Source organism: Azonexus sp. (assembly GCF_049652925.1).
Lineage (GTDB): Bacteria > Pseudomonadota > Gammaproteobacteria > Burkholderiales > Rhodocyclaceae > Azonexus.
The window spans coordinates 261,744-270,080 of record NZ_JBASFI010000002.1 but is presented as its reverse complement, the minus strand read 5'-3'; the positions used below and the strand labels follow the sequence as shown (position 1 = coordinate 270,080).

The 8,337-nt window shown below is 60.2% G+C and carries 12 protein-coding genes and 1 pseudogene; 10 read left to right on the top strand and 3 right to left on the bottom strand.

Annotation, left to right across the window (positions count from 1 at the left end; genetic code table 11):
* Positions 1 to 230, top strand: a pseudogene (locus tag WBK19_RS01510) (hypothetical protein); the annotation flags it as partial.
* On the opposite strand, the gene copK (WBK19_RS01505) reads toward WBK19_RS01510, so the two are convergent.
* From copK (WBK19_RS01505) to WBK19_RS01495, 3 genes are all read right to left on the bottom strand, one after another.
* Positions 227 to 505 carry a periplasmic Cu(I)/Cu(II)-binding protein CopK gene (gene copK / locus WBK19_RS01505; RefSeq protein ID WP_494650460.1) on the bottom strand — a complete coding sequence of 93 codons (279 nt, stop codon included), beginning with the start codon at positions 503 to 505 and terminating at the stop codon, positions 227 to 229. The pseudogene WBK19_RS01510 and the gene copK (WBK19_RS01505) overlap by 4 nt on opposite strands.
* A 262-nt stretch (positions 506 to 767) precedes the next feature.
* Entirely contained in the window at positions 768 to 1,055 is a 288-nt protein-coding gene (copK, locus tag WBK19_RS01500) for a periplasmic Cu(I)/Cu(II)-binding protein CopK (RefSeq protein WP_511286273.1), read from the bottom strand.
* A gap of 109 nt (positions 1,056 to 1,164) precedes the next feature.
* Entirely contained in the window at positions 1,165 to 1,557 is a 393-nt protein-coding gene (locus WBK19_RS01495) for a CzcE family metal-binding protein (protein ID WP_511286271.1), read from the bottom strand.
* Positions 1,558 to 1,997: 440 nt separating this feature from the next.
* On the opposite strand from WBK19_RS01495, the gene WBK19_RS01490 reads away from it, so the two are divergent.
* From WBK19_RS01490 to WBK19_RS01450, 9 genes are all read left to right on the top strand, one after another.
* Positions 1,998 to 2,495 (top strand): hypothetical protein, encoded by a 498-nt coding sequence (locus tag WBK19_RS01490; protein ID WP_511286269.1) that lies wholly within the window; start codon positions 1,998 to 2,000, stop codon positions 2,493 to 2,495.
* A 186-nt stretch (positions 2,496 to 2,681) separates the two neighbouring features.
* Entirely contained in the window at positions 2,682 to 3,230 is a 549-nt protein-coding gene (locus WBK19_RS01485) for a lytic transglycosylase domain-containing protein (RefSeq protein ID WP_511286267.1), read from the top strand.
* Between the two features lie 35 nt (positions 3,231 to 3,265).
* The gene (locus WBK19_RS01480) at positions 3,266 to 3,901 is read left to right on the top strand and encodes an OmpA family protein (protein WP_511286265.1); all 636 of its coding nucleotides are present in this window, start codon (positions 3,266 to 3,268) and stop codon (positions 3,899 to 3,901) included.
* Positions 3,902 to 4,032: 131 nt separating this feature from the next.
* Positions 4,033 to 4,383, top strand: a complete 351-nt coding sequence (locus WBK19_RS01475; protein WP_494650454.1) for a hypothetical protein — start codon at positions 4,033 to 4,035, stop codon at positions 4,381 to 4,383.
* Positions 4,384 to 4,412: 29 nt separating this feature from the next.
* On the top strand, positions 4,413 to 4,712 hold the full coding sequence (gene traL / locus WBK19_RS01470) for a type IV conjugative transfer system protein TraL (RefSeq protein ID WP_310491820.1): 300 nt from the start codon (positions 4,413 to 4,415) through the stop codon (positions 4,710 to 4,712).
* A 17-nt stretch (positions 4,713 to 4,729) separates the two neighbouring features.
* Positions 4,730 to 5,296, top strand: coding sequence for a type IV conjugative transfer system protein TraE (traE, locus tag WBK19_RS01465; protein ID WP_511286263.1), 567 nt, complete (start codon positions 4,730 to 4,732; stop codon positions 5,294 to 5,296).
* 52 nt (positions 5,297 to 5,348) lie between these two features.
* A complete protein-coding gene (locus WBK19_RS01460) occupies positions 5,349 to 6,158 on the top strand; it encodes a type-F conjugative transfer system secretin TraK (protein ID WP_511286261.1) in 810 nt (269 codons plus the stop codon).
* Positions 6,155 to 7,537 (top strand): TraB/TrbI/VirB10 family type IV secretion system protein, encoded by a 1,383-nt coding sequence (locus tag WBK19_RS01455; protein WP_511286259.1) that lies wholly within the window; start codon positions 6,155 to 6,157, stop codon positions 7,535 to 7,537. The genes WBK19_RS01460 and WBK19_RS01455 overlap by 4 nt, the downstream gene beginning before the upstream one ends.
* A complete protein-coding gene (locus tag WBK19_RS01450) occupies positions 7,524 to 8,336 on the top strand; it encodes a DsbC family protein (protein ID WP_511286257.1) in 813 nt (270 codons plus the stop codon). Before WBK19_RS01455 ends, WBK19_RS01450 begins: the two co-directional genes overlap by 14 nt.
* Position 8,337 lies beyond the last annotated feature (1 nt).

Here is an 8,337-nt window from a genome sequence, read left to right as displayed (position 1 = left end):
TGACCCTCGCTGAAGCGCTGAGCATTATCGAGGGCGATGCCGGCCGACATTTCGACCCGGTGGTCGTTGTCGTATTCATCAAGATTGCGCCTGGCTTGTACGCCAATGCGGTGCAGGTTGGCGATGCCGAATTGCGGCAGGGAATGCGCATGTTGCTTTCCCGCTATTTCAAAACAGAAACGGCCCCCGAAGAAGGAGCCGCTTTCGTAACGACACAGTCGGTGATTTAGCCGCGGTGATCCTTATGGAGCAGACTGTCGAGACGCATGACTTCGTCACCATGCATAATGATCTTCTGGCCATCCTTGGCTTCCATCACGGTGTCTTTCTTCATGCGCACCGCGCGGCCAAGTTTGTCTTCCATGCCCATTTTTCCGTCCTTGAAAATGTAGACCGTGGAGCCATCTTTCAACTCAATCGATTTTTCAACCTGTGCCGCATCCACGGCAAATGCGGTCGCCGTAACGGCACTCATCGCAACAACCATCAACAATTTTTTCAGCATTTTGTTTCTCCACTAATTTAACGCACTGGTGATACTTCTGTTTGCAACGCTTACAAGCGTTCAACTTGCTTGATAGTTGATTTTGCCAAATTGACCGAACGTGCCCTATGCGCTGTCGCACACGCTGCAGGAAGCCTCTCTTCGATAGAATCAAACTGGCAGGGTTTGAACTTCAACAAGCAATTCGCAAGTTGCTTTCCCGCTACTTCAAAATGGAAGCGGCCCCCTAAGGAGCCACCTCACGCTCTGGAGAGTCGGTCGATTAACCTCCCTCGTGCCCTTTCTTGAGCAGAGAATCGAGACGCATGACTTCGTCGCCGTGCATGATGATCTTCTGACCATCCTTGGTTTCCATCACGGTATCTTTTTTCATACGCGTGGCGCGACCATATTTATCCTCCATGCCCATTTTTCCGTCCTTGAAGATGTAGACCGTTGAACCGTCTTTCAGATCGATCACCTGCTTGGCAGCAGCACGGGCTTCATCAGAAGCGAATGCAGTAGCAGTAACGGCGCTCATCGCGACAACCATCAACAGTTTTTTCAGCATTTCTTTCTCCTTTAGAGTTATGGACTTGCATTTCAAATACTACCTACGAGAACCTGTCAGTTCCCCGACGTGGCAATGACATTGGTGTCATCGCCTCGTAATCTTTCACTCAGCCGCCGGTGTAGGCTGGGTTCTCCGTGACATACACCGACACGCCCTCAGCCCCCGGAATAACCTTGGCAAGTGGAAACGACGCAGTGCCCAGGGTATCGAACGTCCAGGTGACGCTCTTGCTGCCAACATTGATCCGGATGGTTTCGAGGCGTGTGACATTCAGGTATTTGGTGCCGCTGTCGATATTCACCACCCGAGCGGCTGCGCTGGAGGTTGCGTAGCCGTAGGGCGCGAGTTGATTGGTGGTCGGCTGACTCTTGGATTCCGAGACATGACTCAGCCAATGATTGGTGCCCGCCTCCGAGTAATCCTCGTGGGCATAACTAGTTCCTGTGGCAGCAAAGCCAAGAGCAACGACCAGGATAAGTTGGGAAATATTTGCTTTCATGATTCTCTCCTTGTGACATCGGGTTAATCGTGTCGGACCTATTTCGTCCAACCGTGATGTCATCTTAGGAGTGCGCTACCAACAGGACGCTGACCTGGAGATTACGTTTCTGATAGCCAATATGTAATTTCCTGACAGGTTTCCAGATGCCGCAAAGCTAAATACCCAGATTGGGCCATCACGAAAATTAACCATGAAATGCGCCTGAAAAAATTTACGTGGTCAGCACATTTATTGGAGAAGCCCTCATGAAACTTACCGCAGATGATCTTGCAACCTTTCATACCCATGTACTGATAACGTAAGCCCACCTTTCCCGACCTCGATGGCGAAATCCCCCTCATAAGCTTCCCATTCCCGGGAGACGCCCCAGGTGGCACCGCCTACTCTTCGACCATGCGCTTGCAAGCGCAATACGTCACCGAATCGAGGTCAGGCCCATGTTCACTGCAATATCGACGACGCACCGGAACAACACGCTCCCCCGTCCGCATGAAAACGGGTTGCAGGAAATCATCGAAACCCGCCTGTGGCTCGAGGAGCACGACTGGCTGTACTGGTTGCTGCGCAGTGAGACCAACGTGTCGCCGACCTTTCGTTTCCCCGACCTCATCAGCGCCTGCGTCTCGCAGGTCTTCGCCCAGCCGGATGCGTCCGCATGTATCTTCCGGTTCCTCGGTACCGAGTTGGTGCTGCGCTCGCCACAGACCCCACGCCGCCGCGAATCGATGTGGCGAAGTCAATATCAGTTGTTGCTAGAGTTGCAACGCTCTCCCCCCAACCGGCACCCCAACCCCAAGTTCCAACTCGACCAATTGACAACGGCCTGCGTGGCGCTGTGCCAGATGCAGGACCCGGCAGGCACGAGCGTCTTGCTGCAGGCCCGCCTCAATATGGTGGACCGTTCCCAACTCGAGCGTCTAACCGCGTCTGGTTAACGGCCACTTGACCTCAAATCCGCACCCAGCCGCACCCCACCCACGCTGAGCCGTTCGCTCATCGTCACCTTGCCCGGTTAAACCCGGACCGACCCGAATCCCATCCAGGCAGTCCGCTCACCGCTGACTACCCAGACCTGGCTACCCGCCTGGCGGTCTGTCCCAATTCCGTTCGAGAGGTGATCCATGCGTTCGTCGTCCTTTATCTCACTGGCTACCCTGGCTTTCATGGCAATGCTTGCCCCTCAGGCATTGGCCTGTTGGGGTGAGGCAGGACAACGCTACGGCGTATCAGCCGACCTGCTCTATGCGATCGCCCGGGTCGAATCGAACTTGAATCCGAAGGCCGTCAACCGCTCGCACGCTCAACGCACCGGGTCCTACGACATTGGACTCATGCAGATCAACAGCCATCATCTCTCGATGCTGTCCCGTCACGGCATACAGGAATCAGACCTTTTTGATCCTTGCACCAACATTCAGGTCGGTGCCTGGCTGCTGTCCGATCTATTTTCCCGGCGCGGAACGACATGGGATACGGTTGGTGCCTACAACGCAGCCTGCTCGCAGCTTAAAGGCGAGGCTTGCGCCAGGACCCGCGCCAAATACGCCTGGCGGGTTTACCGCCAATTGCCGGCACAACGCAGCAGCCAATTCGTCAGGGCACCGAACGTGGTCAAGCAGGCGGCCTCGGGCGAAATGCTTGCCCTGATGTCGGTGCGGGTGGCGCCATGAGATTTGGCTCAATACGCCATTGGACACTCAGCCTCATGAGTGGCTGCACCCTCTTGGCAGCGTCGTGCAGCCTGTTCTCCACGCAGCCATCGCCCGATCACCAGGCAATCCTGCAGCGCGCGGCACCGGCACAGTTGGCCCAACTCGATTTCGGCCGGCAGGCGACGTTTGCACGCTGCATCCCGCCAGCCTGCCCGATCCGTACCCCCAAGACGCTCGCGCTGGAAACGCCTGACCCATCGATCAAGCGCACTGATGCGTCCATCCCAACCGAGCCCGCCCCGCCCGCTGTTCCGTTAGCCCCGGCACCGAAGAAGGAAGTCTCCCGCACGCTCACCCTGCGCTTTGGCCTGGGCAGCGCCAAACTGAGCCCTGCCGCTCGCACCCAATTGAATGAGGCGATGGCTGACCTCAAGTCGACACGCCGTATCACGATCTTCGGCCGTACCGACAACACGGGGCCGCTGGCCTTCAATGATTCGTTGGCTCTGGCGCGCGCCCTGGCTGTCCGCGACCACCTGCTCAAGACCCATCCGAGACTGACGCCTGCCCTGACCATCAAGGCGCAAGGCGGGTGCTGCTTCATCGCCCCGAACGATACCCAAGTTGGCCGCACGAAAAACCGCCGAGTCGAGGTGGTCTTTCAGATGAACGAGGGCCTGCCGCCATGACGCCGGGCGGCCCGATCTCCGCATTCGCAATTTTTCACCCGCTGAGCATGCGCTCCCACCCGCTGGGCATCCCGATGCCTACCTGCCTTTTCCACTCCCATTCAACGTTCGACTCTTCCCCGGAGGTACTCATGAACACTGCTGTGCTGGTTTCTTCCCCCCGTCTTGCCACACGCAAGCCGATCATGGTCGCCATGCTGCTGGCGACGATCGCTCTCGGCCTCGGCATCGCCTTTCCCGGCTACGCCCTGGACTTGGTCGCCTTTACCGGCATCACCGGCCCGCTGACCTCGGCGCTGACCCAGATCGCCGCGCTCGGCCCGGGCATCAAGGCCCTGGTCGGCTTCGTCGGTTTCGTGGTCGCGCTCATCTCGCTCTCCGCGCTGCGCAACTTCGGTCCAGTCCTGTTTTACGTGGGCCTCGCCATCTTTGCCGCCGTCGGTCTGGTGATCGCCGGCGCGATCATGGGCGCGGTGATCTGAAACGCCGACATCGACACCAGGAGTCCGACATGCAAGCAGACACCTATATCCCGCGGCGTCTCGATGACCAATGGAAGATCGGCTTCTGGGATGTCGATGTCGCCGCGCCGATCCTGTTCATGTTTTTCGTGGGCTATATGTCCGGCAGCAAAACCTCGTTCGCCGTCTGCATGGCGGCGGGCATTTTCGTCTCGCGCTGGATATCGCGCATCAAGGCGGACAAGCATCCCGCCTTCGCCATCCACTGGCTGTACTGGCACCTGCCGGCCAGTCCGCTGACCGCGATGCGCGCCACGCCGCCGTCCCACATCCGCCGCATGGTCGGCTGAGCCCAGGGGAAAAATCCATGGACTTCGAACGACTCAACGGCGACATCAAGGAAATGCGCCGCCGCAACCGCGGGCTCGGTCTGGCTGTCGGGGTCCTGGCCGCCGGCCAGATCCTCGCCTTGTTAGTCATCCTCAACCTGCTCGGCACAGTTCGTACCGTCGTCGTGCCGCCCTCGATCGACAAGACCTTCTGGGTCACCCGCGACAAGGCCAGCAGCGAATACCTTGAGCAAATGGGCAGTTTCATCGCCTGGCTGGTGCTCGACGTAACGCCGGCCTCGATCGACTGGAAGAAGGACATCCTGCTCGGCTACGTCGAACCAGAGCAGTACGGCCCGCTGAAGACCCGACAGGAAGTCGAAGCCGAACGCCTGAAACGGATCAACGCCGCCACCGTCTTCGCGCCCCAACAACTGGTCCCGAGCGAAGAAGCACAGAGCGTCGTCATTCGCGGCCGCCTGCGCACCCTGGTCAACGGGTTCGAGACGGCCAACGACCTCAAGGCCTATCGGGTCGAGTTCAACTACGCCGGCGCACGCATGCATCTGAAAAGTTTCAAGGAGGTACCCAATGTCGGCAACTGATACCTGCCAGGCCCTATCCCGTCCAGTTCCAGTGCCTCGGCGCGAGTGGACGATGAGCGCTGTTCAAGTCATCGCCTGTCTCGCCGCCCTGACGGCCCTGCCCGCCCAGGCACTGCAACTCGTCGAGGCCAGCGACGGCGCTTCGGTCGAAGCCATCCTGTCGATCCGCGAACCGACCCGCATCCGCATCGAAGGCGCATCGATCACTGATGTCTTTGGCAATATCCATTCGAGCCAATGCGGCATGGCGGCTGCGCTTCCCGCCAGCCCAGGCATGACACCCGCCGGTACGGGTTCATCACCGATCAATCCGGCCGGTGAGATCGCGCTGACCTGTGATCGCGACAAGGGCGAAATCTATGTCCGTCCGGTCGGCGATTCCGCCAAACCGATCAATCTCTTCGTCGCATCGGCCAACGCCACCTACACCTTGCTGCTGCGCCGCTCGGATACACCGGCCGACACGATCGTCATCCGTGACAGGACACCGAAGGCATTGAAGCATGCGACAGCGGCTCAGACTCCAGCCGGTCCGTCACCCAACCAGGTACGGGCCATGAAGGCGCTGTTGGTGGCGATGGCTTCGGATCGGGTGTCGCCGGATATCCGGGTCGAAGAGACCCACGGCACGCTTCCGTTGTGGAACGAGGCGCGGTTTTCGCGGGTACGCCAGTACGAGGGGCGCGGCCTGGTCGGCGAGAAATACCTGCTGCAGAACATCAGCGATGCAGCCATGGTATTGGCCGAACAGGAATTTGATCGCGAGCAAGGCAACGTCGTTGGCATTGCCGTCGAGCACCACAATCTTCGCCCTGGTGAGAGCACCAGCGTCTATGTAATCCGCCGCGGAGAGATGCCATGACGATACCCCGTCAGTGGATGCAGACGCTGCGGGGCTTACCGCAGCAATTGCTACGGCACCTGTCCCCGCGGCAACGCCAGTACGCCATGCTCGGCGCCCTGCTGGCCGGCGGCGTCGGGCTGCTATGGTCGATTTTCGCATTCACGGCGAGCAGCCCACCAGCGAGCAGCACGCAACCTACCGCCGGGCCAGCCAGTTCGGTCACCAACATCGGCGTCATGTCGCCCGGCGCTCAGGTCAATCCGGTCGATCAATGGGTCGGCACGGCCGGGCGCAAACTCGCCCAGTACGAGAACGAGCGCGAAGAACAGGGGCGACTCAACAAGGATCGCCAGACCTTCGAAGCGAAAACGATGCAGCGCTTTGCCGAGTTGGAACAGCGACTGACATCGACCCAGCAGGCCGCCGCCACACCCCAACCGCCCATACCAACCCCGACCATGCCAAACAGCATGCCGCCAGCGGCGAGCCTGCCCCCAGCGCCGCCGCCGTCCAAGGGCTCGCCCGGAGCAATGCCGAGTGGCACGCCTGGCGACCTGCTGGCACCGACCTCCATGCAGGCGCCAAGCCCAGGGATCACCCGGATTACGGTGGCCGAGCGTACCCTCCTTGCCAACAACGGCGAAAAATCCGAGCGCACCACAGGGGCTGGATCGCCAGCATCTGCCCGGACCGTATCCACCTTCCTGCCCGTCAGCTTTACCCGCGGCACGCTGCTGGGCGGCCTGGATGCGCCCACCGGCGGTCAATCCCAATCCAATCCGCACCCGGTCCTGATCCGCCTCTCAGACAACTCCTTCCTGCCCAACCGTTTCCGCGCCGAATACCGGGAGTGCTTTGTAGTGGCCGCCGGCTATGGCGACATCAGTTCCGAGCGCGCCTACCTGCGGACCGAGAGTCTGTCTTGTGTGCGGACCGATGGCGCGACGCTGGAAGTCAAGATTCAGGGTTCGATCTACGGCGAGGATGGCAAGGTCGGCATGCGTGGGCGGCTGGTCACCAAGCAAGGGCAGATGCTCGCCAACGCCTTGCTGGCCGGTGTAGTCAGCGGCATCGGCCAGGGCCTGGCCACCTCGTCGACCGAGTACAGCACCTCGGCTCTCGGCACGGTCGCCAGTGCCACCGGATCCGAAGCCTATCGCGCCGGCCTCGGCTCAGGTGTCGGCAAGGCCCTCGACCGGCTGGCCCAGTACTACATCAAGCTCGCCGAAAACACCTTCCCGGTCATCGAAGTGGACGCCGGTCGCGAGATCGACGTGGTGATCACCAAGGGCGTGCGCATCGATGTGCCGATGACAACAGACGATCCCGCTTCCGCACGCTTCGCCAATTCCCCTGAAACCCGTTATCTGGAGACCTCGGACGATGGCAACTACTAAAACCTTGCGTCGGCATGCGCTCGTCGCCGCCTTGAGCACGATCCTTTTGGGCATCTGCTTCGCCGTCAATGCGGCCACACCCGACGAGACCCAGTTGTTGGCAACCTTGCAGAAAGCCCATCCGGGAACGCAGTTCTCCAGCATCGCCCGCACGCCCGTCGCCGGCCTCTACGAGGTCTGGATGAACGGCAATGTGGCCTACGTGTCGGCCAGGCAGCCGCGCTACTTTCTCTTTGGTCATCTGTTCGACACCAAGAGCATGAGCGACCTGACCGGCCCGAAACTGGCGCAGGCCGGCAAGGCAAAAAGCCCCGATGAAGCGCCCCAGCAATATCAGCCAACCACAGCATCACCGATCCGCTTCGAACAGTTGCCCCTGAGCGATGCGATCAAGACCGTGCACGGCGCCGGCCAGCACCGGCTAGCCGTTTTCAGCGACCCGAGTTGCCCTTACTGCAAACAGTTGGAAGCGGAGCTGGCCAACCTCGACAACATCACCATCTACACCTTCCTGCTACCTTTCCTCGGTGAGACCAAACCGATCGCCATCTGGTGTGCAGCGGATCGTGCGGCGGCCTGGCGGCGCCTGATGCTCGACAGCGACAACAGCTTGCTCAACACCGCCACTGCCTGTGACCACCCGATCAGTCGCAACCTGGCGCTGGCCCGCCAACTCGGCGTGCAGGGCACGCCCACGCTGATCTGGGCGGATGGCACCCGTAGCGAAGGGTTTGTCGGACGGAGCTTGATCGAATCACGGCTCGCAGCGACTACTCCACAAGTTGGCCCGGAGAAATAGC